This window comes from Thalassospira sp. GB04J01 (assembly GCF_000751115.1).
GTDB lineage: Bacteria > Pseudomonadota > Alphaproteobacteria > Rhodospirillales > Thalassospiraceae > Thalassospira > Thalassospira lucentensis.
Genome location: NZ_CCDX020000008.1, coordinates 181,766 through 203,333, shown reverse-complemented (window position 1 = coordinate 203,333; position 21,568 = coordinate 181,766). Strand labels below are relative to the sequence as shown.

Below are 21,568 nucleotides of genomic sequence, written 5' to 3'. Positions count from 1 at the left end.
GGAAATACTCCGGGCTGATGATTGAGCCAATCTTTGGTTGAGACGGCAAGACCACCGTTTAAAGGTGGACCCGTAGCTTGTCTGAGAAACTGTTGACGAAGGTCAGGGACGGAGACGATTGAGGCATATCGCCTTGAGATGTAATGCGAGGGGGCAGATTCGCATGTCGATCAAGAAGCTATTTCCCATTCTTTTGTTGGGATTGGCGGTAATTACCGGGCTTGATAGTGCGGCAGTTGCTGCCGTTGGTCAGGCCGAACCTTGGCAGCTTGGGCTGCAGGATCCGGTTTCGCCTGTGGCTGTTGAAGGCCATAATTTCTTTGTTCTAGTGACGTGGTTGATGACGATCATTACCGTGATCGTTTTGGTGTTGCTGCTTTACGTGCTGTATCGCTTCAGCGCGAAACGCAACCCGGTACCGTCGAAGACGACCCACCATACCCTTCTTGAAGTGGTCTGGACGGTTGTTCCGGTACTTATTCTTCTTATTATTGCGATCCCGTCGTTCCGCCTGCTATATTTTGCAGACCGTGTCGAGGATGCCGATCTTACCCTTAAGATCATCGGCAAGCAGTGGTACTGGACATATGAATATCCAGACAATGGCAATTTCACCTTTGATTCTTTGATGATCGATGAGGAAACAGCCGTTGCCGAAGGCAAAAAACGTCTTCTGGATGTGGACAATCCCGTTGTCCTGCCGGTTGACCAGAACATTCGCCTGATCATGACGTCCGATGATGTGATCCATAACTGGGCCATGCCATCGCTGTTCATCAAGCTTGATGCAGTGCCGGGCCGACTGAATGAAACCTGGACCCGCATTCCAGGTGAATATGCCGGTACAACCTTCTATGGCCAGTGTTCGGAATTGTGTGGTGTGAACCACGCCTATATGCCGATTGCTGTTAAAGCTGTTACCATGGAAGAATACGAAGCCTGGGTCGCCAAGGCGCAAGAACAGTTCGCATCTGTTGACTTGCCGTCTTCGGTTTCCGTGGCATCGGCAGAGTGAGGGAGAGATTGATGGCTCACGCTGACACACATGATCACGATCATACCCCCGGCTTCTTTACCCGTTGGTTCCTGTCGACCAACCACAAAGATATCGGGACGCTTTATCTTATTTTCTCAGTGATTGCCGGTTTGATCGGTGGTGCTTTTTCGGTCTGGTTCCGTATGGAGCTGGCCCATCCGGGCACCCAGATCATCGAAGATCACCAGTTCTTTAACGTGCTCATCACCGCGCACGGCATGATCATGGTCTTCTTTGTTGTCATGCCCGCCATGATTGGCGGTTTTGGCAACTGGTTCGTGCCGATCATGATTGGCGCGCCTGACATGGCGTTTCCGCGGCTCAACAACATTTCGTTCTGGCTGCTTGTTCCGGCTTTCACCCTGTTGATGCTGTCAGCAGTTGTTGGCAGTGGTGCAGGTACCGGTTGGACTGTTTATCCGCCGCTTTCAAGTGTTCTGGGTCATCCGGATGCTTCGGTTGATATGGCGATCTTTGCTCTGCATCTAGCAGGTGCCAGCTCGATCCTGGGTGCGGTAAACTTCATCACGACGATCTTTAACATGCGCGCGCCGGGCATGACCCTGCACAAGATGCCGCTGTTTGCGTGGGCAATGCTGGTAACGGCGTTCCTGCTACTGTTGGCTGTGCCGGTTCTTGGTGGTGCGATCACCATGCTTTTGACCGACCGTAACTTTGGCACGGACTTCTTTAATCCGGCCGGTGGCGGTGACCCGATCCTGTATCAGCATCTGTTCTGGTTCTTTGGTCATCCCGAAGTTTACATCATGATCCTGCCGGGCTTTGGCATTATCAGTCACATCATTTCGACCTTCTCGCGCAAGCCGGTGTTTGGCTATCTCGGGATGGCCTATGCGATGGTGGCAATCGGTGTTGTCGGCTTTATCGTGTGGGCGCACCACATGTATACCGTCGGGATGGATGTTGACACCCGGGCCTATTTCACCGCGGCGACGATGGTGATTGCGGTGCCGACCGGGGTTAAGATTTTCTCATGGATTGCGACCATGTGGGGTGGTTCCATCTCCTTGCGTGCTCCGATGCTTTGGGCAATCGGCTTTATCTTCCTGTTCACTGTGGGCGGTGTGACAGGTGTGATTTTGGCGAACTCGGGCATGGATCTGCCGCTGCATGACACCTACTTTGTTGTGGCGCACTTCCACTATGTGCTGTCACTTGGCGCGCTGTTCTCGATCTTTGCTGGTTTCTATTACTGGTTCAGCAAAATGTCGGGGTACGAGATTTCCGATCTCGGCGCGAAGATCCACTTCTGGCTCTTCTTTATCGGCGTCAACCTGACCTTCTTCCCGCAGCATTTCCTTGGGCTGGCTGGCATGCCGCGTCGTTATGCCGACTATCCTGATGCGTTTGCGGGCTGGAACCTTGTATCGTCGTATGGTGCGTATATTTCGTTCGCGGCAACGATCTTCTTCCTTGGTGTGGTGGCGCATGCCTTCATCCGTGGCAAGAAGGCCGAAGCCAACCCATATGGCGAAGGTGCCGATACACTGGAATGGACCGTCAGCTCACCGCCGCCGTTCCATACCTTTGACGAATTGCCACGTATCAAGTAAGTGATCCTGGTTTAAGTCCCCCGCAGGCCTGTCTTGCGGGGGATACCCTACCGCCCAGAGAAGAGAAGACCAGAGTTTCATGACCAAGCAGGTTGCCGATCAGACCCTTGCGCTTAGTACTGTGCCGCTCCCCATTTCGGAGGTGCGCGACTACATTGCTTTGCTCAAACCCGGTGTAATGACCCTTGTGGTCTTTACCGGTGCTGTGGGACTGTTGATTGCGCCAGGATCAATTCATCCGTTCCTCGGCCTTGTCGCAATTGCCTGTATTGCTGTGGCCAGTGGTGCCGCGGCATCCATTAACATGTGGTATGATCGCGATATTGATCAGCACATGAAACGCACCCAGAACCGGCCTATTCCGGCGGGGCGTGTTGAAGCCGACGAGGCGCTGTCACTTGGCATCGCATTGTCGATTGTTTCTGTCACCGTGATGGCGGTTGCGATCAATCTTGTGGCGGCGGCTTTGCTGGCGGTGTCGATTGCGTTTTACGTTTTTATTTACACCATGTGGCTTAAGCGCAGCACACCACAGAATATTGTTATTGGCGGTGCCGCCGGGGCGTTTCCCCCGATGATCGGCTGGGCGTCGGTGACCGGCGGGATTGATATCAATTCAATCGCGCTGTTCTTGATTATCTTTATGTGGACACCACCGCATTTCTGGGCGCTGGCCCTTTTCCGTTGTGGCGATTATGCCAAGGTCGGCGTGCCGATGATGCCGGTTGTTGCCGGTGAAGCGGCCACCAAAAAGCAGATGCTGATTTATACCATCCTGCTTCTGCCGGTGACCTTCATCCCGGTTGCGACCGGATTGCTTGGTGTCATCTATGGCGCGACGGCGGCCCTGACCGGTCTGTGGTTCCTGCGCCATGCGGTTCGTGTTTTACGCAATGTCGAAGAACGCGCACCACACAAGATGTTTGGTTATTCTATCCTGTATCTTTTCGTCCTGTTCGGGGCGATGGTGGCAGATGTATTCCTGAATGGATTTATCGCATGAGTGAGAAGCCAAATCCCAACAAGGCCGAACTTGATGCGTTTCTTGCCAAGCGCAAGAAAAAGAACTGGGCGTTTCTTGCCATTCTGGGCGGGTTGGCCGTTTTGTTTTTCGCCATAACGATTTTGAAGATGAGCTAGGACGCCATGGCTGATCAGAAACATGCAGATACGATAAAGGCCCGCAACAAGCGTTTAATGCTTGGCTGTGTTGTTATTGTCGGCGGCATGGTTGGTCTTACCTATGCTTCTGTTCCTCTTTACGCGCTGTTTTGCCGGGTTACCGGTTTTGGAGGCACGACCCAGGTCGCACATGAAGCGCCGGCTGACGTGTCCGAGAAAACCATCAAAGTCCGGTTTAATGCGGATGTGAATTCCGGGCTGCATTGGCAGTTCAAACCCGACCAGCGCGAAATGACGGTTAAGCTTGGGCAGGATAATCTTGCCCATTATACGGCTGAAAATATGTCGGTTCACCCGATCACCGGGCAGGCCGTTTACAACGTAACACCGCTTAAGGCAGGGCAATATTTTAGCAAGATCGCATGTTTTTGTTTTGATGAGCAGACCCTTGAACCGGGACAGCGCGTCGACATGCCGGTCAGCTTCTATGTTGATCCAGCCATTGCTGAAGACATTAATACCCAAGACGTGAAGACAATAACCCTGTCCTACACTTTCTATAAGGCCGAGTCATCGGTCGAAGCGCCGGACGGGAACGAAGATCAGGGGGGCTGACAGAACGCAGTGAAGCGGTCTGTTGTCTCTGTTTAACAAATTGAAATTGAGTTTCTTTTGTAAGGATTGAGGGGGGCACGGAATGAGTGATCATGCTCAGAAACATCCATTCCATCTGGTAGACCCAAGCCCGTGGCCGCTGGTGGCGGCAACTGCGGCCGGTATGTTTACTGGTGGTATGGTTATGTTCATGCATTCGGATCGTACACCGGCTGATTTCTGGCTGGCGGCGCTTGGGATTGCAGGCATCCTGTTTGTGATGTTCCGCTGGTGGGGCAACGTGATCAGCGAGTCAAAGATTTACCATAACAAGGTCGTTCAGATCGGCCTGCGCTATGGCATGTCGCTGTTCATCGCATCCGAGGTGATGTTCTTTGTCGCCTTCTTCTGGGCCTTCTTCCACAACGCGTTTGTGATCTTTAGCCCCGGCGTGACCGAATGGCCGCCTGCTGGTGTCGAAGTTCTTGATCCGTGGGACTTGCCGTTCCTCAATACCCTGATCCTGCTTTTGTCGGGTTGTACCCTGACGTGGGCGCATCACGGCTGTCTTGAAGGCAAGAAGAAGGACCTGGTACAGGGGCTTGCCCTTACCGTGGGGCTTGGCATTATCTTCCTTGCCTTGCAGATGTACGAGTACAGCCACGCTGCATTTGGCTTTGCCGATAACATCTATTCTTCGACCTTCTATATGGCGACCGGTTTCCACGGCTTCCATGTGTTCGTCGGGACGGTGTTCCTTGCGGTATGCCTTGTGCGCGCGATGAAGGACGGCTTTGATGCCAAACAGCATTTCGGCCTGGAAGCTGCGGCATGGTATTGGCACTTTGTCGATGTCGTCTGGCTGTTCCTGTTCTTTGCCGTATACATCTGGGGCGGCGAATAAGCCGCGCCGACCCGACCATTAAACGGGTCCTGCAATATGGATGAGTATTATCCAAATCTTTCCCCCTTTCGCGCCGGGCTGGCATGTAAATGCCCCCGCTGCGGAAGGGGGAAACTTTTTGAAGGCTATTTGACCGTTCGTGCATCTTGTGATGTGTGCGGTCTTGACCTGCGTGGTCATGATGCGGGTGACGGCCCGGCCGTTTTCATTATTTTTATTCTTGGCTTTATCATCGTGCCTGTGGCGTTATGGGTTGAAATGACCTATCGACCGCCGCTTTGGCTGCATGCGGTGATGTGGGGCCCTACCATCATTGGTGTGACACTGGCCTTGCTTCGACCGTTAAAAGGTCTCATGGTCGCATTGCAATATCGCCATCGAACGACTTCCGAACAGGACTGATTTCACTTCATGCCCCTATTAAATACGCGCCCCAGTATGGCGATGAAAATTTGTGTCGGATTGTCTCTGGTCATTCTTATGGGACTGGGCAGCTGGCAGGTTGACCGGTTGTTCTGGAAGCAGAACCTGATTGAACAACGTGAAACGCAGGCAACCTTGCCGCCGATTGCCGTGCCTGTTGATGTTGAACTTGATCCTGCGATGGCATTTCGCGCCGCCTTTGCCGAGGGACATTTCCTAAATGATCAGGAAAAGTATCTGATGGCGCGGACCCTTCGGGGGAATGTCGGGTTTCAGCTGATCACACCGCTTGAACAGGAAGACGGACGGATCATTCTGGTTAATCGTGGTTGGGTGCCGACCGATAACCGCGATCCGGCAACCCGTCCGGAAAGTCTGATCGAAACACCTGTGCATGTAACGGGTGTCTTGCGTCTGCCAAGAGAAAAACATTGGGCGCAGCCGGAAAATGATGCGCTGGCAAACCAGTGGTTCTATGTCGACGTCGACCATATGGCAGAAGACAGTGGTGCGGATCTTGCCAGCCCGTATTATCTTGAGCTTGATGACAATCCGGTGCCCGGCGGTCTTCCGATTGGCGGGCAGGCAAAAGTGCAGTTGCCCAATAATCACCTGCAGTATGCCATCACGTGGTACAGCCTTGCGCTGTCGCTGATTGTGGTTTTTGTGATTTACCATCGACGCCCGGAAGACGACAAAGACACAACAGACCCCAAAGACGCCGCCTGATCCTCGGTGTCAGCATGCCGTTAGAATATAGCCGCCGAGAAGGATTAAGACTGCTTATCTTTCCCGGCTGGCGGTATCGCCCCAAACATCATTTTGTGCCAGCGGTTGCCAAGTGCCGCCGCACAGGAGTCCGTGATGACCAAAGCCTATAAAACCCTCGAAACCCGTTTTCGCCGGATGAATGTACTGTCTGACATTGGCAGTATGTTGCATTGGGACATGGCGGCGATCATGCCAGATGGTGGGGCGGACGCGCGATCTGAGCAGCTTGCGACCCTTGATGTCATGGAAAATGAGCTGATCAATGCAGCTGATCTTGGTGATCTGATCGAAGATGCGGGCAACGAGGGGCTTGATGAGTGGCAGCAGGCCAACCTTGGCGAAATGAAACGCGCCTGGGTTCATGGCACAGCCGTTCCGGCCGAACTGGTCGAGAAAATGTCACTGGCGGAAACGCGGTGCGAAGTCGCATGGCGCAGTGCGCGGGCAGATAACGACTTTAAAGGGTTGCTGCCAAAATTACAGGAAGTGCTTGATCTGTCGATTGAGGCAGGTCACGCCAAGGCAGCGGCACTGGGGACCTCGGTCTATGATGCGTTGCTCGATCAATATGATCCGATGATGCGTTCAGAGCGCATTGATAGCCTGTTTTCCGATCTTGAAGATTTCCTGCCGGCCTATACCGCCGAGATCATTGAACGTCAGAAATCCGAAGATGCCCCCGTCGCCCCAACTGGTCCTTTCCCGGTTGAGATTCAAAACAGTGTCGGTCTCGATTTGATGAAAGCGGTCGGATTTGATTTCGACCACGGACGGCTTGATATTTCTCATCATCCGTTCTGTGGCGGCATTCCCGATGACGTGCGTATTACGACCCGGTATGACGAAAACGATTTCACATCCGCGATCATGGGCGTTCTGCATGAAACCGGCCATGCCATGTATGAGCGCGGATTGCCGTCTGATTGGCGCGGACAACTGGTTGGCAAGGCGCGCGGTATGACCATGCATGAAAGCCAGTCTTTGCTGGTTGAAATGCAGGCCTGTCGGTCTGAGGAATTCCTGACCTATGCGGGGCCAATGTTTGAAAAGGCGTTTGGCGGTAATGCAAAAGCATGGGACGCGGCCAATCTGCATCGTCTTTACACCCGGGTTGAGCCCGGCCTTATTCGCGTTGATGCCGACGAGGTAACCTATCCCGCGCACGTTATTTTGCGGTATCGTCTTGAGCGCGCCCTAATCGAAGGGGATATGAAGCTTGCCGATTTGCCGGGGGCGTGGAACGAGATGATGCAGAAGCTTTTGGGGATCACACCACCCGATGACCGGAATGGCTGTTTGCAGGATATTCACTGGCCGTCCGGGGCATGGGGATATTTCCCGACCTATACGCTGGGTGCGATGGCCGCCGCACAGATTTTCGCCGCTGCCAAAGAAGCCTGCCCGGACATCCCCGGTGCCCTTGCGCAAGGAAACTTCGGTCCGTTGATGGGCTGGCTTGGCCAGAACATCCATAGCCAGGCGTCAAGCCGTTCAACTGATGATATTCTGGACGCGGCAACGGGAAAAGTTCTTGGTATTGATGCCTTTAAGTCGCATATAATTAATCGTTACGGTCAGTAACAGCGATTGAACCTGCGGGTTATGTCCATGTGTTGTATGCTTTGCTGACCAAGAGCAGCCTATATTCGATAGACCGGTTAGAATAGCTTTCCCCGTTCCGGTCTTTGATGCGTGTCCTCATATTACGAGGGTGCCAATATCATGGATGTGATCGCAAGATGGGAATAACCGACGGCAATAAGAAGGTTATGGATCGGCAAGTTTTTGCCATGGATCAGGTCATCTTTCGCGAAGGAAAGCATGGCAGTGCCGCCTTTGTTGTGCAGGAAGGCAAGGTCGAAATCTTTAAAACCATCAATGGCGATGAAGAAGTCGTTCTGGGCACGATCGAGGAGGGCGGCTTGTTCGGGGAGTTGGCCCTTGTCGATAATCAGCCGCGTATGGCATCGGCCCGTGCGACAGAGCGGACTGTTCTAATTGCCATCAGCCGGCAAACCTTTGAAAAGAAAATGTCGTCGTCAGATCGCTTTATCCGGGCGATCTTGCGAATCCTGCTGGGCAATTATCGTGCGGTCGTCCGCCGGGCGGCAATTGCCGAGGCAAAGCTCAAGGAACATGGCATCTCAATCGAATGATTGACGATGATTTACGGGGCTTTGCGCATTAACACGCACAGCACGGCTGATCTGCTTGATTGCCCCTTGACTATACCCTAACTTCCCCTCACTAACTCAGGCGTTGGAGTGTATTTTTGCGTCAAGGATGCGAGGATACACGGAACTGGTAATTGCCCAATTCAGGAGCAGGTATAGTGCGCTATGTCAGTACGCGGGGAAGCGCCCCCGTTTTGCAGTTTGATGAAGTTCTTCTTGCAGGTCTGGCCCGTGACGGTGGTCTTTATGTCCCCGAAACCTGGCCAACTTTTTCCAAGGATGACATTCGTAGCCTGCGCACTCTGACATATGCCGAGGTTGCCTTTAAAGTGATCCAGCCCTTTGTCGCGGGCACTGTCGAGGATGACGCGCTTATGGCCATTCTTGACGATACCTATAACGGGTTTGATCACGCGGCGGTCGCACCGCTTAAGCAGCTTGGTGCGAACGACTGGGTGATGGAACTGTTCCACGGGCCGACACTGGCGTTTAAGGATTATGCGCTTCAGGTCGTTGGCCGGTTGTTTGACTATGTTCTGGCCAAACGTGGCGAGCGCATTACGATTGTTGGTGCGACATCCGGCGATACCGGGTCTGCAGCCATTGAGGCCTGTCGTGATCGTGAAAACATCGACATCTTCATCCTGCATCCCAAAGGCCGCGTTTCGGAAGTCCAACGTCGCCAGATGACCACGGTCCTGTCGGACAATGTGCATAACCTTGCGGTTGAGGGATCGTTTGACGATTGTCAGGATCTGGTCAAGGCCCTGTTTAATGATCACGGGTTCCGCGATGAGGTCGGGCTGTCGGCGGTTAACTCGATCAACTGGGCGCGGATCATGTGCCAGATCGCCTATTACTTCTGGGCGGGCGCGCAGCTTGGATCGCCGGACCGTGAAATTTCCTTCTCTGTGCCGTCGGGCAACTTTGGCAATGTCTATGCCGGTTATGCCGCCATGCAGATGGGGCTTCCGATCAAACAGTTTGTGGTTGGGGCCAACCGCAATGATATTCTTGCGCGCTTTTTCGAAAGTGGCGTTATGAAGATGGAAGGCGTTGAGCCGTCGCTCAGCCCGTCGATGGACATTCAGGTCAGTTCAAACTTCGAACGTTTGATGTTTGATCTGTATGACCGCGATGGTTTGGCCGTGGCCGAGATGTTGACCAAATTTCGTGAAACTGGCGTTATGGAAATGTCGCAGGGGCAGTTTGGCCGGGCACGCGAACATTTTGACGGTTATCGTCTTGATGACGCACAAACCCGTGCGGCGATTAAGGATGTGCTGGAAACCAGCGGTGAGCTGGTGGATCCGCATTCCGTGATCGGGATTGTTTCGGGGCGTGAATGCAATCGCGATAAATCCGTGCCGATGGTGGCACTGGCAACAGCACATCCGGCGAAATTCCCTGATGCGGTTAAGCAGGCGTCGGGGATCTATCCGGACTTGCCACCGCGTCTTTCTGATCTATATGACCGACCAGAAAAAGTCGAACCGATGTCCAATGATGTTGCAACATTGATGGCGCATGTCCGTCGTAATCGGCGTGCGGCCTGAAAATCCATTAGCATGGGGCATGATATGAAAAACAGGAGTACTGCTATATGACAGTCGAGCTTACCCAGCTTGACAATGGGATGATTGTCGCAACGGACCGCCTTGACCATGTTGAGTCAGTGGCCTTGGGAAGTTGGGTTGATGTTGGTGCGCGTCACGAGACGCCAGACATTAACGGCATCTCTCATATGCTTGAACATATGGCCTTTAAAGGCACCCGTCGTCGTTCTGCATTGCAGATTTCCGAGGAAATCGAGTCTGTCGGTGGACAGATGAATGCCTATACGTCGCGCGAAAACACCGCTTACTACTGTAAGGTCCTGCACGAAGATCAGGAACTGGCGATCGATGTGATTGCCGATATCCTTCAGCATTCCACCCTTGATGCCAAGGAACTGGAACGCGAACGTCAGGTAATCTTGCAGGAAATCGGTCAGGCCAACGACACGCCAGACGACATCATTTTCGATCATTTTCAGGAAACAGCCCTGCCAAACCAGTCACTGGGCCGGTCCATTCTTGGCAGTCCGGAAAATGTGTCGTCGCTGTCACGCGATCATTTGTTTGATTTCATGTCACGGCGCTATAGCCCGAAAAACATGGTGTTTTCGGCATCTGGCAAGGTTGAGCATCAACGTGTTGTCGATATGGTGGCCGAAAAGTTCGACAGCCTTCCGGCACATGAAGAACACGAGATCGAGCCGCTGAAATACGAAGGTGGCAGCCGGATCGAGAACCGTAAGCTTGAACAGGTGCATGTGATCATGGGCCTGCCGACGGTGTCCTATACGCATGACAGCTTCTTTGACCTGCAGGTGTTTAACACGCTTCTGGGTGGGGGCATGTCATCGCGCCTGTTCCAGGAAATCCGTGAAAAGCGTGGCTTGGTCTATTCGGTTTATAGTTTCTCATCGCATTACGTCGATGGCGGCCTGTTTTCGATCTACGCTGGAACCGGGGCCAATGACATTGGCGAACTGATGCCGGTGATGTGTGACGAACTGGTGCGCGCGACCGAGGACCTCAGCGAAGAAGAAGTCACACGTGCGCGTGCGCAGCTTAAGGCGTCAGTGGTCATGGCGATGGAAAGCAATTCCGGTCGCTGTGAAACCTTGGCCCGTCAGATCCAGATTTTCGGTCGTCCGCAAAGTATGGAAGAAATCGTTGCCAAGGTCGATGCGGTTGACCTTGAAAGTGTTCGCCGTGCAGGCAAGGCGCTTTTGGATGGCAAGCCGACCATCACCGCCCTTGGTCCGGTCGATAAAATGCCGGAATATGATACGCTGACAGCCCGTCTTCGCGGCTAGTCACATCGGAATTGATATTGAAGATAACGGCACTTGTCCTGACGGGCAGGTGCCGTTTCTTTTTGCGGCCCCGTGCCGGGTCGTGTATTCCGGTATGACCATGGCAACGGGATACCGAAATGATGCAATACGCGTTTGATATTGGCGGATCGAAAATTGAATTCGGTGTCTTTGATGATGCCGGGGACATCCTGTCGCACAGCAAAACGCCGACGCCGGCCCATGACCGGGATGCATTCGTTGCGGCTGTTTCTGGGTTGATTGATGAGGCGGACGGCGAATTTGGCGAACGCCCCAACATCGGGATCAGTTTTGCCGGCGGACTTGATCCTCAAACGGGTGCTGTGATTTCGGCCAATATCCCTGCGATCAAGGGCTGGTTGCTGGCGGTGGAGCTTTCGGCAATTCTTAACCGCGATGTATTGGTGGCAAACGATGCCGATTGTTTTGCTTTGGCCGAAGCGCGAACCGGGGTGGCAAAGAATGCCCGGACAGTATTTGCCATCATCCTTGGGACCGGGGTTGGCGGCGGCATTGTCGTTGATGGGCATTTTATTGGTGGGCGCAGCGGCATTCGCGGCGAGTGGGGACATGGGAATGATGTCACCGGTGGGTTGATCCGCAATGGATTGGCGCCGGTAGCCTGTGGCTGCGGCAATACCGGCTGTCTTGATGCCTGGGGCGGGGCGCGGGGACTGGAAAACATCCACGCACAAATCAGTGGCAACCGCACCACCAGTTTCGAGATTACCGATGCGTGGCGGACCGGTGACGATCATGCAACGCGCAGTCTTGAAATCTATTGCGATCTTGTTTCGCGTGAGTTGGCCTTGATGGTCAATGTTCTTGATCCCGATTGCGTGCCGGTTGGGGGTGGGATCGCGTCAGAAGAAAGCCTGATTGCCAAAATCGATACCATGGTCCGTCAGCGCGTGCTGGGGCGCTATGATGCGCCGCTGGTTGTTCCGGGCCGTTACAGCCGCGACGGGGGCCTTCGCGGGGCGGCAATGCTGCACGTGATCGCCAATGCGCAAGGCAGCCAATAGCATGCGTTCGACAAACAAGGAAAAACAGGCACATGCGCCGTTGCTTGAAGTGTGTGTTGAAAGCTTCACCGATGCGATGCGTGCGGTCGAGGCCGGTGCAGACCGGATCGAATATTGTTCCGCACTGGCCCTTGGCGGGTTAACGCCAACACCGGGTGCGTTAGCACGGCTGAACGACATTCCAGCACCTTGTATGGTTATGATCCGGCCACGGCCGGGCGGGTTTTGGTGCGAACCCGAAGACGTTGCGATCATGAAGCGCGAAATTGCGATTGCGCGCGACAGTGGGGCTGCGGGGGTGGTGTTTGGTGCCTGTGATCGGAATGCGCACCTTGATGTGTCGGTTCTTTCCGACTTGATGTCAGAATGTGCAGGTTTGCAAACCACCTTGCACCGCGTGTTTGACGATGTGCCCAATCAGCGGTACGCCCTAGAGCAGGCGATTGAAATTGGCTTTGATCGTATTTTGACAAGTGGGGGGAAACCCGATGCAAAATCGGGTGCAAAACAGATCGCTGCGTTGATCAAGGATGCCGCCGGACGGATTGTCATATTGCCGGGAGCTGGTGTCAGTGCGTCAAATGCCACCGAAATACTTGAAGTTACAGGTGCGACGGAGCTACACGCATCCTGTAAGACGGTGACGACGGATATGCTAGATGATGGCCGAACGTGCGTGGATGTTGTGCGGGTTTCCACGTTGCGCAACGTCATGAATGGTCGCGCCGAAGGTCGTTTGGGTTAGCCATCCACCAAGTTTGTCATGGCGTCGATATAAAGCTATTCGCATTGAAATGTATTGGTTTATGCTATGGTATAGATCGTGCGAAAATTGTGAACAAAACACTGCCAGTACAGCGTATAGGGTTTGCCTTCATGTAAGGCGCTTTCGGTGGAAACGGCATCTTATTTTGGAGTGGATATAGTCATGTCAACCGACACACATGCAGCCGGTCAGGTCGCTGCTGAACAAGCGCTTAGTCGGTTGCATCGTATCACGTCGTCTGGTGAACTTGATTTTGAACAGCGTGTGGATGCGATATTGCGTCTTGGGGCTGAGCATTTCGGGTTGCCGATTGCGATTTTCAGCAAGATCGACGATGAAACATACGAAGTTCAACAGGCCATTCACCCCGAAGATGCCCTTAAACCCGGTATGAGCTTTGAGCTTGAGAATACCTATTGCAGTCATGTGGTTAAAGCCGATGACGTACGCGGTTTTCACCATGTTGCCGACAGCGAAATTCAAACCCATCCCTGTTATAAAAACTTTGCACTCGAAGCGTATCTTGGCGCGCCGATCATTGCTGACGGGGTACGTTTTGGCACATTGAACTTTTCAAGCCCGGAGCCAACCCGACCATTCACCGGTCAGGACATCGAACTGGTACGGTTGTTCGCAGCCTGGGTTGGCAATGAAATCGCAAGACGTCGTGATCTTCGCGAACTTGAAGTCGCCCGAACCGAGCTTGAACGTCTGGCCACGACCGATCCGCTGACCGGACTTTATAACCGTCGTTATATGGAAAATTGTCTGACCAAGGAACTCGAACGGGCTAAGCGATATGGTAAGTCGCTTATCATCGGATTGTTGGATTTCGATGACTTCAAAGAGCTCAATGACAATTACGGTCATACCACTGGTGATGCAGCACTCCGGCTGTTTGCCAAGGTATCCTCGGACATGATGCGCGAAACCGACGTCATTGCGCGTTGGGGCGATGAAGAATTCCTGATCCTGATGCCGGAAACCGGTGCCGCCGGGGCGCTTAAATACCTTCAGCGTCTGAGTGACCGGGTGCGTGAAAGTGATTTTCAGGCAGAAGATGCCCGTGTTGAGCTGACGATGAGCATTGGGTTGGGGATTGCCGAGGCCGACGATACGTTGGACAGTCTTGTTTCACGCGCTGATATTGCGATGTATGAGGCAAAACAGGCCGGACGTAACGTAACCAAGTTGCAAAATGATCGTTAGGAACTGCCGTTAACCTGCATCCTTGATTGTTTTTGCCAGAGTTTCCTGTGTGATTGGTTTGGCAAGGTAGCCGTCAAATCCTGCTGAGATATAGCGTTCGCGTGCCTGTTCAAGTGCATCGGCGGTGACAACAATAATCCGCGCATTTTGGGATGGACCAGCCGACAGACGGATGGCATTCATCGCCTCTGTACCATCCATCACCGGCATCTGTGCGTCCATCAGGATCAGGTGGAAGGCGTTGTTGATCGCCATATCAACCGCCTCCTTGCCATTGGTGGCATAACTTACCTGATACTGGCTGGTGTCCAGAAAGGCGCCCAACACAATACGGTTGAGTTCCTTGTCATCGACGACAAGAACCTTGATCAGGTCGTCTGACACAGGTTCCGACTTGGATTGTGAATGCACAGCTTTATCCAACCCCGGACCAAACTCGTTAAGGTCAGGATCGGATTTAAGAGCGGTTTCCACAGGGGAGAAAGGTAAATCCACCCAAAAGGTTGCCCCTTTGCCCGGTGATGATGTGGCATCGATTTCGCCACCCATGGCGTTTGTCAGGCGTTTGGCAATTGCAAGCCCCAGTCCTGTGCCGCCAAATTGCCGTGTCGTGCTTTGATCGGCCTGGCTGAACGCTTCAAACAGGTATTGCTTCTTGTCGGGGGCGAAGCCAATGCCGGTGTCGGCAACTTCAAACCTTAAGACAACGCGTTCGGCCCAGTTTTCGGATAAACGGTCACTGCGTTGCAGGGTGACGGTAACGGATCCTTCCTCGGTGAATTTAAGGGCGTTGCCGATAAAGTTTGTCAGGATCTGTCGCAATCTTGTCGGATCGCCCTGAATAAGCTGCGGGGTGTCTTCGGCAATTACGGTTTTTAACGACAATTTCTTTTCCGCTGCTGTGCTGCCAAAGCTGCCAACTGTGTCGTAGACAACGTCACGCGGGGAAAATGTGATGGTTTCAACGCCAAGGTGCCCCGCTTCGATTTTACTGAAATCAAGAACATCATTCAGAATAGCCATCAGCGATTTTGCCGACTCATTCACCAGCACGGCATACCGTTGCAAGTTGCCCGACATTTTACCCTTTGCCAGAAGGTCCGAAAGGCCAAGGATGCTGTTCATCGGGGTTCGGATTTCGTGGCTTACCGTTGCCAGAAATTCCGATTTTGCCTGACTGGCGGCGTTCGCACGATTCCGTTCGTCAGCAAACTGATGCAGACTTGTGCGGATGACGGCGATCATTGGCCAGACGATTGCGAACATCACAACAAGGATGCTGGCAACCAACAAGAATCCCATGAAAAGCGAGACCTGCTGACTTATCTTTAAGTGGTGTTCCGCATCCCGTTGATAAATTTGAACGGCTTTGTCGAGTTTGCTTAAAAGCGGTTTGAAGGCGGCTTTGCGAATGGCTTCGACATCGTCTGAAATCCCCGGCTGATTTTCCGTATGCGTGAGGACCCGGGTAGCAGCATCCAGAAAATCCCGAATTTCCATGTCCAGTGATGGGTTTCCATCAAAGTAATGCTGTCGAATTTCACCATATGGGGCGGCAAGACCAAGTTCTTCGCTGCCATGGGTGAGAGCCAGATGGGCGCGCCCCATCAGATCAATGGCGTCCGCCAAGGCTGATCGGATTTCGCTTTCTTCTGTTGCCGGGACCGAATCGTAGCGTGCCAGTGATTGGGTGAACCCGCTAATGCGCTGACTGAGCATGCGCTGGCGGCCGCTCATGTTGATTTGAAGGGCTGCCTCATTGCGGGTGTTTTGCGTGTAATATTCAACAAAGCCATCGCCAATGATCACGGCAAGCATCAAAACCGTGGCAACGATGATACGGCGACGAAAAGGGACAATTACGTCTCGCGGGCGCAGCAATAGGGGCCGGCCTGTCTGCGTATCTTGTTCCCCGTTTGTCATTCGGTTTTCCTGGAAAATATCGATTTTGCGCAAAGGCTTAAGGCTCACGCGGGTTGCATGAGGTGACAGATCAAGTCGGTAAGATGTTAAACGCTACAGTGTTGATATGGGGCCTGTCACGCGCATTTCGATACTTTGTGCGCAGGTGCTCGGCCAACAGACAAAAAGAAAACCGCTTTGAGGAAAACCTCAAAGCGGTTTGTCTTGGCTGGGGCGGTAGGATTCGAACCTACGGTACACGATACCAAAAACCGATGCCTTACCACTTGGCCACGCCCCATCAGCGTGTGTGGCGCGGAAAATAGCGTTCCCGTCGCCAGAGCGCAACCCTCTATTTGAAGGTTTTTTTATCTATATCTCAGTCTGGAAAGGATGCGCCGATATTTGACAAAATCTGGGACTGTTCACAACGGATTTCGGTGGGAACAATCCACCAGTTTTCGTGCTGCGACGCGATGGCGTTTGCCGCCTTTTCTGCCTGTGTAGCGGTGTCATAAATGGCAAAGCAGGTTGCCCCCGATCCTGACATGCGCGCCAGTAAACAGCCTTCTTCGCGTGCCATGGCATTTAAGACATCACAGATGTCAGGCAGGATTGATGTCGCGGCAAGTGTGAGGTCATTTCCGCATTCCTGAAGATCCGCCGCAAGGGCGGCACCACTTTCATAACGCGTGTGAATGTTCCACAGGCCTTCGTCACTAAATCCGTCTTCCTCGCGTGCTTTGAAAATAGCCGGTGTTGAAACGGGCTTTCCCGGATTGATCAGGACAATCGGCAAGGGGGGTAAATCTGGAAGTTCGGTCAGTTTTTCGCCAATCCCCGACATCAGGGTCGCTTTGCCATGAAGACAAACTGGAACATCCGCACCAAGCGATAAGGCAATCGCAGAAAGCCGGTCGCCATCCAGATCAAGGTTCCACATCTCATACAGAAGGCGTATGGCTGCGGCCGCATCGGCAGAGCCCCCACCGATGCCAGATGCAACAGGCAGGCGTTTATCAAGGATCAAATCCGCACCAAGTTCGGTATTGGCTTCTTCCTGTAAAAGACGTGCAGCCCTAACGACAAGGTTGTCATTGGTGTGGTCGTTTGAAAGGGCGTCAGCCATCGGGCCAGTGACGGCAAGGGTAATCTTGCCGTCATTACGAAGCTCACCGCTTACAACGTCCCCTGTGGCTGTAAAGCAGACGAGGCTTTCCAGAAGGTGGTAGCCGTCGTCTCTTTTGCCGGTGACATGCAGGAACAGATTGATCTTGGCTGGAGCCTGCTGGCTATAGGTCGCGGACATCGGGTGTTTCTTCCCAAACGGTCAGTTTACGACAATCGGGTCTGTGCTTGGCACCTGGCCGTTGAGCTTGGCTTCTACTGTGGTGCGCAGTTCTTCTGTCGGGTTGAAAGACAGCGCACGATGCCATTGGAAGCGGGCCTCGTGATAGCGTCCTGTCTGCCAGTAGGCGTCGCCAAGGTGATCATTGATGGTCGGATCATCGGGTTTAAGTTCGACTGCTTTTTCGAGTTGCGTCACTGCATCATCAAAGCGGCCAAGTTTATAGTAAACCCAGCCGAGGCTATCGACGATGTAGCCGTCATCAGGCTGCAATTCGACCGCGCGTTTGAGCATGTCTTCGGCCTGATCGAAATTCATGCCCATATCAACCCAGCTATAGCCGAGATAATTCAAAACGTATGGCTGTTCGGGTTCAAGTTCGAGCGCTAGCAGGAAATCATACTCCGCCTTTTTCCAGAAGCCTGCACGTTCATGTGCGATGCCGCGACGATACAACAGGCGCCAGCCGACCTGACTGTCACCACCAAGTCGTGCAATTGCCTTGTCATAGGCGCTAGCCGCCCCGGCAAAGTCCTGTTGAATGCGCAGGATATCGCCAAGCTGAATAAGGGCGTCCGGGCGGCTGTCGCGTTCATTGACCATGTTCTTAAGCAGATCGACAGCCTTATCGGCCTGACCAATCTGTTCGAGGCTGGACGCGATACGCAGTTTTGCGTTCCAGCTGTGCGGGGATGTATCGGGGATTGAGCCATAGACCGAAACGGCGGCGTCAAAGCGTCCCTGAATTTCCATGACCTCACCGACGAGCAAACGGGTGATGTCATCCCCCGGTCGCAACGACAGGGAATAGCGTGCCAGCAAAAGCGATGGATCAACGGCATTTTCCTGACTGAGCAGGGTTGCAATATCCAAGTAAGCTTCTGCCAGACCCGATGCCGGTGTCAAAACGGTCGCAAGCGGTGGGTCACCGCGTTCGAGACGTTTGAGGTGGTAGGGCATCGCCAGCGATTGTGGATGACGATCCATATAACTTGCATATAGAAGGGCGGCTTTTTGTGTCTGGCCCTTGCGTTCATAAACAGCACCAAGTGCCTCGGCTGCGCGCAAAGGGGCGTCGGCCGGATCACCATATGCACTGGCAAGCGCGCGTTCGGCAGCGTCGAGATCATCGAAATATGCCAATATCAGGCCGCGGTGGTATTCCGAAAGCGGGTTAAGCGCGCCATTGCCTTCTATTTCATTTAGCGCTGCAAGTGCGGGCTCCTTGGCATCAAGCCCGGTATATAGCCATGCTTTGGCAAGCGGGGAGATCAGGGCGTTGATGCCACGCTGCGGCAAGCCCGATACAACATCCAGTGCTGCCTGAAAGTCATTATTTTGAATGTCGGCATCCATGACTGCCATGACGGCAAACAGGTCTTCCGGATTTTCGGCGTAAAGCTGACGTGCGATGTCTTCGGCATCGGCAATGCGACCATCTGAAATCAGCGCAAGGAACGCACGACGACGCAGTTCCTTGTTGTCGGTGTTCAGCTCATGCGCACGCAAAAGATATTTTGCGGCGTAATCGGTGCTGTTTTCAATCTGTGCGGCCTTGCCAGCAAGGAAGTTACCCGAGAAACCATCGCTTTGCGGATATTCGAATTCTACCTGCCCGCTATCCTTTGGCATGGTGCCACAGGCCGACAGTGCAAGGGCCGTCATCGGAATGATGATGTGTAACAATTGACGTTTCAAAGGCTTATCCTGCATCCGCAATTCGGGTTTGGCATCGCTACATTCTAACAAGTGCCATATTGAATCTCAGGGGTAGCCTACTCAGTCGGCAATTATAAGGCAAAGCATTTGCAACAACGTAAAGCTGTCTTTGGCAACGTTCTTAACCGATAGCCGGTGCCGATATGCTGTGACTAGCAGTAAAGCGGGCGTTTTGCAGGGATATCAAGCTGTTTGCTGATGATGTCGCGCGCCTGTTTGGCAAATTGTGATTTCTGACCAACCGGTGCGACATATTCCAATATCGAGATGGCTTTATCGATCCCGACGTGTTTGGCCAACATCCAGCCGGCCAGATAGCTTGACGACAAACAACCCCCACTGGTCACGATATTGCCCTGTGCGACAAGCGGGCGGTCTTCTATGACGGCATCGGTGCGGGCCAGAACGGGGCGGGTTTTGGTGTCAGTCGTAATGGTGGCGGGCAGAATTCCAAGACGATGCAGGAACAAAACCCCGGAGCATTGTGCGCCGATCAATTGACGTGACGGATCAAGTGAAAGCTTTGCCATCAATTCAGGCGTATTGATCTGATCGCGGGTGTGAATGCCACTGCCAAACAAAACAGCGTCAGCCTTAGCAACAAAAGAAAGCGGTTGTTGAACGGTAACGGTCACACCGTTCATCGACGTAACGGTTTCACCCGTGCCGGTGATTTCAGCGCAAACACCATCGGCCTTTGCCCGGTTCAAAATCGACAGGGCGACAAAACTGTCAAGCTCGTTAAAACCATCGAGTGTAACGATTGCAATCTTCATGGCGTTCTGACCGCTGCTAAAAAAGGGCATGTATTGAACGCTCAGATTGTGTCTTGGGCAAGGGAAATCTTCTTTGGCGTCAAGCCGAAAGATATTCTTCGGTCAGTGCAATCCAAAAAGTCACGCCATATGGAATGGCATCGTCATTGAAGTTATAGGCCGCATTGTGTAGCAGGCAGTTACCATCGGTCGGGCCGTTGCCCAACCAGACATAGCTGCCCGGCTTTGTCTTGAGCATAAAGGCAAAATCTTCGCTTGCCATTGATGGTTCGGGATTGGTGTCAATATTTTGTAGACCAATCACCTTGGCTGCGGCGGCCTGCGCGATGCCGGTTTGGGCTTCGCTGTTAATGGTTGCCGGATAACGCCGTTGATAGGAGACGCGTGCCTGACAGTCAAACGCGTTTGCGGTCGATTTAGCCACTGTCGCAAGGCGTTTTTCGATCATGTCCTGAATGGCGGGATCGAATGTGCGTACTGTCCCGCGAATGGTTGCGGTATCAGGAATCACATTCCAAGTGTCACCGCCAAAAATCTGGGTCGGGGAAATGACCGCACTTTGCAACGGATTGACGTTGCGCGCCACGATGGTTTGCAAGGCAAGCAAAACCTGCCCCGCTGCTGTGATCGGATCGCGACCCAGATGGGGCATGGCGGCATGGCAGCCTTTGCCTTCGACGACAATTTCAAACACATCATAGCTTGCCATCATTGGACCGGGCTTCATCGCCATGGTTCCGACATCGCGTCCCGGCCAGTTATGCATGCCATAGACCGCATCGCACGGATAACGATCAAACAGGCCTTCATTGACCATCTCGCGGCCGCCGCCTTCGTTTTCTTCGGCGGGTTGGAATATGAAGTCAACCGTGCCGGTAAAATCGGGGTTCTCGGCCAGAATTTTTGCAGCCCCCAGCAACATGGCCATGTGGCCGTCATGGCCACAGGCATGCATTTTACCCGGGTGTTTCGAGGCATAGGGAAGGTTGGTGGTTTCATGGATATCAAGCGCATCCATGTCAGCACGAAGACCAATACGTTTGCCTGAACCTTTCTTGCCATGAAGTGTTGCAACAACACCGGTTCTGGCGATACCTCTGGTGACATCCAAGCCAAAGGATTTCAATTTATCGGCAACAAAGGCGCTGGTCAGATTTTCTTCAAAGGCCGTCTCAGGGTGGGCATGCAGATGATGTCGCCACGCAATAAACTCATCGACAAGTTCGGTGGCACGAGGATGAAGGGCAGGCGAGGTAACAGTCATCTGCATACTCGATCTTTGAAACAGGTACGAAAAATCTAAGGCAATCTTCACCGGGGCATCCAAGAGACTGAAACACC

General features: G+C 53.2%; 20 protein-coding genes and 1 tRNA gene. 15 read left to right on the top strand and 6 right to left on the bottom strand.

The genetic code is table 11. The features are described from left to right. Nucleotides 1-163: 163 nt before the first annotated feature. The 15 genes from coxB (at nt 164) to AMM48_RS06045 (ending at nt 14,482) form a co-directional block, all read left to right on the top strand. Entirely contained in the window at nt 164-1,015 is an 852-nt protein-coding gene (coxB, locus tag AMM48_RS06110; protein WP_022730998.1) for a cytochrome c oxidase subunit II, read from the top strand. Between the two features lie 11 nt (nt 1,016-1,026). Next, nucleotides 1,027-2,610 (top strand): cytochrome c oxidase subunit I, encoded by a 1,584-nt coding sequence (gene ctaD / locus AMM48_RS06105; protein ID WP_022730999.1) that lies wholly within the window; start codon nt 1,027-1,029, stop codon nt 2,608-2,610. A 79-nt stretch (nt 2,611-2,689) separates the two neighbouring features. Beyond that, complete coding sequence (locus tag AMM48_RS06100; protein ID WP_022731000.1) at nt 2,690-3,613, top strand: heme o synthase; 924 nt, start codon at nt 2,690-2,692, stop codon at nt 3,611-3,613. Then, nucleotides 3,610-3,750, top strand: a complete 141-nt coding sequence (locus AMM48_RS22275; RefSeq protein WP_022731001.1) for a hypothetical protein — start codon at nt 3,610-3,612, stop codon at nt 3,748-3,750. The genes AMM48_RS06100 and AMM48_RS22275 overlap by 4 nt, the downstream gene beginning before the upstream one ends. A gap of 6 nt (nt 3,751-3,756) precedes the next feature. Then, on the top strand, nt 3,757-4,347 hold the full coding sequence (locus tag AMM48_RS06095) for a cytochrome c oxidase assembly protein (protein ID WP_022731002.1): 591 nt from the start codon (nt 3,757-3,759) through the stop codon (nt 4,345-4,347). Nucleotides 4,348-4,429: 82 nt separating this feature from the next. After that, nucleotides 4,430-5,230: a cytochrome c oxidase subunit 3 gene (locus AMM48_RS06090; RefSeq protein ID WP_022731003.1), complete on the top strand. Its 801-nt coding sequence runs from the start codon at nt 4,430-4,432 to the stop codon at nt 5,228-5,230. Nucleotides 5,231-5,359: 129 nt separating this feature from the next. After that, nucleotides 5,360-5,632 carry a DUF983 domain-containing protein gene (locus AMM48_RS06085; RefSeq protein ID WP_338063601.1) on the top strand — a complete coding sequence of 91 codons (273 nt, stop codon included), beginning with the start codon at nt 5,360-5,362 and terminating at the stop codon, nt 5,630-5,632. A gap of 36 nt (nt 5,633-5,668) precedes the next feature. Next, the gene (locus AMM48_RS06080; protein WP_244271130.1) at nt 5,669-6,382 is read left to right on the top strand and encodes an SURF1 family protein; all 714 of its coding nucleotides are present in this window, start codon (nt 5,669-5,671) and stop codon (nt 6,380-6,382) included. 135 nt (nt 6,383-6,517) lie between these two features. Beyond that, complete coding sequence (locus AMM48_RS06075; RefSeq protein WP_102783336.1) at nt 6,518-8,005, top strand: carboxypeptidase M32; 1,488 nt, start codon at nt 6,518-6,520, stop codon at nt 8,003-8,005. Nucleotides 8,006-8,163: 158 nt separating this feature from the next. Continuing rightward, nucleotides 8,164-8,580, top strand: a complete 417-nt coding sequence (locus AMM48_RS06070) for a cyclic nucleotide-binding domain-containing protein (protein ID WP_022731007.1) — start codon at nt 8,164-8,166, stop codon at nt 8,578-8,580. A gap of 176 nt (nt 8,581-8,756) precedes the next feature. Beyond that, entirely contained in the window at nt 8,757-10,154 is a 1,398-nt protein-coding gene (thrC, locus tag AMM48_RS06065) for a threonine synthase (RefSeq protein ID WP_102783335.1), read from the top strand. 47 nt (nt 10,155-10,201) lie between these two features. Beyond that, complete coding sequence (locus tag AMM48_RS06060) at nt 10,202-11,461, top strand: pitrilysin family protein (RefSeq protein WP_102783334.1); 1,260 nt, start codon at nt 10,202-10,204, stop codon at nt 11,459-11,461. A 119-nt stretch (nt 11,462-11,580) separates the two neighbouring features. Next, entirely contained in the window at nt 11,581-12,507 is a 927-nt protein-coding gene (locus tag AMM48_RS06055; protein ID WP_244271129.1) for an ROK family protein, read from the top strand. A gap of 1 nt (nt 12,508) precedes the next feature. Continuing rightward, nucleotides 12,509-13,252, top strand: a complete 744-nt coding sequence (locus tag AMM48_RS06050; protein ID WP_102783333.1) for a copper homeostasis protein CutC — start codon at nt 12,509-12,511, stop codon at nt 13,250-13,252. Between the two features lie 183 nt (nt 13,253-13,435). Then, nucleotides 13,436-14,482 carry a sensor domain-containing diguanylate cyclase gene (locus AMM48_RS06045; RefSeq protein WP_102783332.1) on the top strand — a complete coding sequence of 349 codons (1,047 nt, stop codon included), beginning with the start codon at nt 13,436-13,438 and terminating at the stop codon, nt 14,480-14,482. A gap of 9 nt (nt 14,483-14,491) precedes the next feature. On the opposite strand, the gene AMM48_RS06040 is transcribed toward AMM48_RS06045, so the two are convergent. The 6 genes from AMM48_RS06040 to AMM48_RS06015 all read right to left on the bottom strand — a co-directional run bounded on the left by AMM48_RS06040 (nt 14,492) and on the right by AMM48_RS06015 (nt 21,491). Next, a complete protein-coding gene (locus AMM48_RS06040) occupies nt 14,492-16,405 on the bottom strand; it encodes an ATP-binding protein (RefSeq protein WP_102783331.1) in 1,914 nt (637 codons plus the stop codon). A 205-nt stretch (nt 16,406-16,610) separates the two neighbouring features. Continuing rightward, nucleotides 16,611-16,685, bottom strand: a tRNA-Gln gene (locus AMM48_RS06035). Nucleotides 16,686-16,763: 78 nt separating this feature from the next. Beyond that, nucleotides 16,764-17,693, bottom strand: coding sequence for a 4-(cytidine 5'-diphospho)-2-C-methyl-D-erythritol kinase (locus tag AMM48_RS06030; RefSeq protein WP_102783330.1), 930 nt, complete (start codon nt 17,691-17,693; stop codon nt 16,764-16,766). Between the two features lie 21 nt (nt 17,694-17,714). Then, entirely contained in the window at nt 17,715-19,430 is a 1,716-nt protein-coding gene (locus tag AMM48_RS06025) for a tetratricopeptide repeat protein (RefSeq protein WP_102783329.1), read from the bottom strand. Nucleotides 19,431-19,603: 173 nt separating this feature from the next. Beyond that, nucleotides 19,604-20,227: a DJ-1/PfpI family protein gene (locus tag AMM48_RS06020; protein ID WP_102783503.1), complete on the bottom strand. Its 624-nt coding sequence runs from the start codon at nt 20,225-20,227 to the stop codon at nt 19,604-19,606. Between the two features lie 79 nt (nt 20,228-20,306). Further along, the gene (locus AMM48_RS06015; RefSeq protein ID WP_102783502.1) at nt 20,307-21,491 is read right to left on the bottom strand and encodes a M20 aminoacylase family protein; all 1,185 of its coding nucleotides are present in this window, start codon (nt 21,489-21,491) and stop codon (nt 20,307-20,309) included. Between the last annotated feature and the right edge of the window lie 77 nt (nt 21,492-21,568).

What these genes read in the sequence shown, in the direction of transcription:
- AMM48_RS22275 (WP_022731001.1), top strand. Translation starts at nt 3,610, where the DNA reads ATGAGTGAGAAGCCAAATCCCAACAAGGCCGAACTTGATGCGTTTCTT.
- AMM48_RS06040 (WP_102783331.1), bottom strand. Translation starts at nt 16,405, where the DNA reads ATGACAAACGGGGAACAAGATACGCAGACAGGCCGGCCCCTATTGCTG.
- coxB (WP_022730998.1), top strand. Translation starts at nt 164, where the DNA reads ATGTCGATCAAGAAGCTATTTCCCATTCTTTTGTTGGGATTGGCGGTA.
- AMM48_RS06075 (WP_102783336.1), top strand. Translation starts at nt 6,518, where the DNA reads ATGACCAAAGCCTATAAAACCCTCGAAACCCGTTTTCGCCGGATGAAT.
- AMM48_RS06055 (WP_244271129.1), top strand. Translation starts at nt 11,581, where the DNA reads ATGATGCAATACGCGTTTGATATTGGCGGATCGAAAATTGAATTCGGT.
- ctaD (WP_022730999.1), top strand. Translation starts at nt 1,027, where the DNA reads ATGGCTCACGCTGACACACATGATCACGATCATACCCCCGGCTTCTTT.
- AMM48_RS06095 (WP_022731002.1), top strand. Translation starts at nt 3,757, where the DNA reads ATGGCTGATCAGAAACATGCAGATACGATAAAGGCCCGCAACAAGCGT.
- AMM48_RS06070 (WP_022731007.1), top strand. Translation starts at nt 8,164, where the DNA reads ATGGGAATAACCGACGGCAATAAGAAGGTTATGGATCGGCAAGTTTTT.
- AMM48_RS06050 (WP_102783333.1), top strand. Translation starts at nt 12,509, where the DNA reads ATGCGTTCGACAAACAAGGAAAAACAGGCACATGCGCCGTTGCTTGAA.
- AMM48_RS06080 (WP_244271130.1), top strand. Translation starts at nt 5,669, where the DNA reads ATGGCGATGAAAATTTGTGTCGGATTGTCTCTGGTCATTCTTATGGGA.
- AMM48_RS06045 (WP_102783332.1), top strand. Translation starts at nt 13,436, where the DNA reads ATGTCAACCGACACACATGCAGCCGGTCAGGTCGCTGCTGAACAAGCG.
- AMM48_RS06100 (WP_022731000.1), top strand. Translation starts at nt 2,690, where the DNA reads ATGACCAAGCAGGTTGCCGATCAGACCCTTGCGCTTAGTACTGTGCCG.
- AMM48_RS06030 (WP_102783330.1), bottom strand. Translation starts at nt 17,693, where the DNA reads ATGTCCGCGACCTATAGCCAGCAGGCTCCAGCCAAGATCAATCTGTTC.
- AMM48_RS06015 (WP_102783502.1), bottom strand. Translation starts at nt 21,491, where the DNA reads ATGACTGTTACCTCGCCTGCCCTTCATCCTCGTGCCACCGAACTTGTC.
- AMM48_RS06060 (WP_102783334.1), top strand. Translation starts at nt 10,202, where the DNA reads ATGACAGTCGAGCTTACCCAGCTTGACAATGGGATGATTGTCGCAACG.
- AMM48_RS06020 (WP_102783503.1), bottom strand. Translation starts at nt 20,227, where the DNA reads ATGAAGATTGCAATCGTTACACTCGATGGTTTTAACGAGCTTGACAGT.
- AMM48_RS06090 (WP_022731003.1), top strand. Translation starts at nt 4,430, where the DNA reads ATGAGTGATCATGCTCAGAAACATCCATTCCATCTGGTAGACCCAAGC.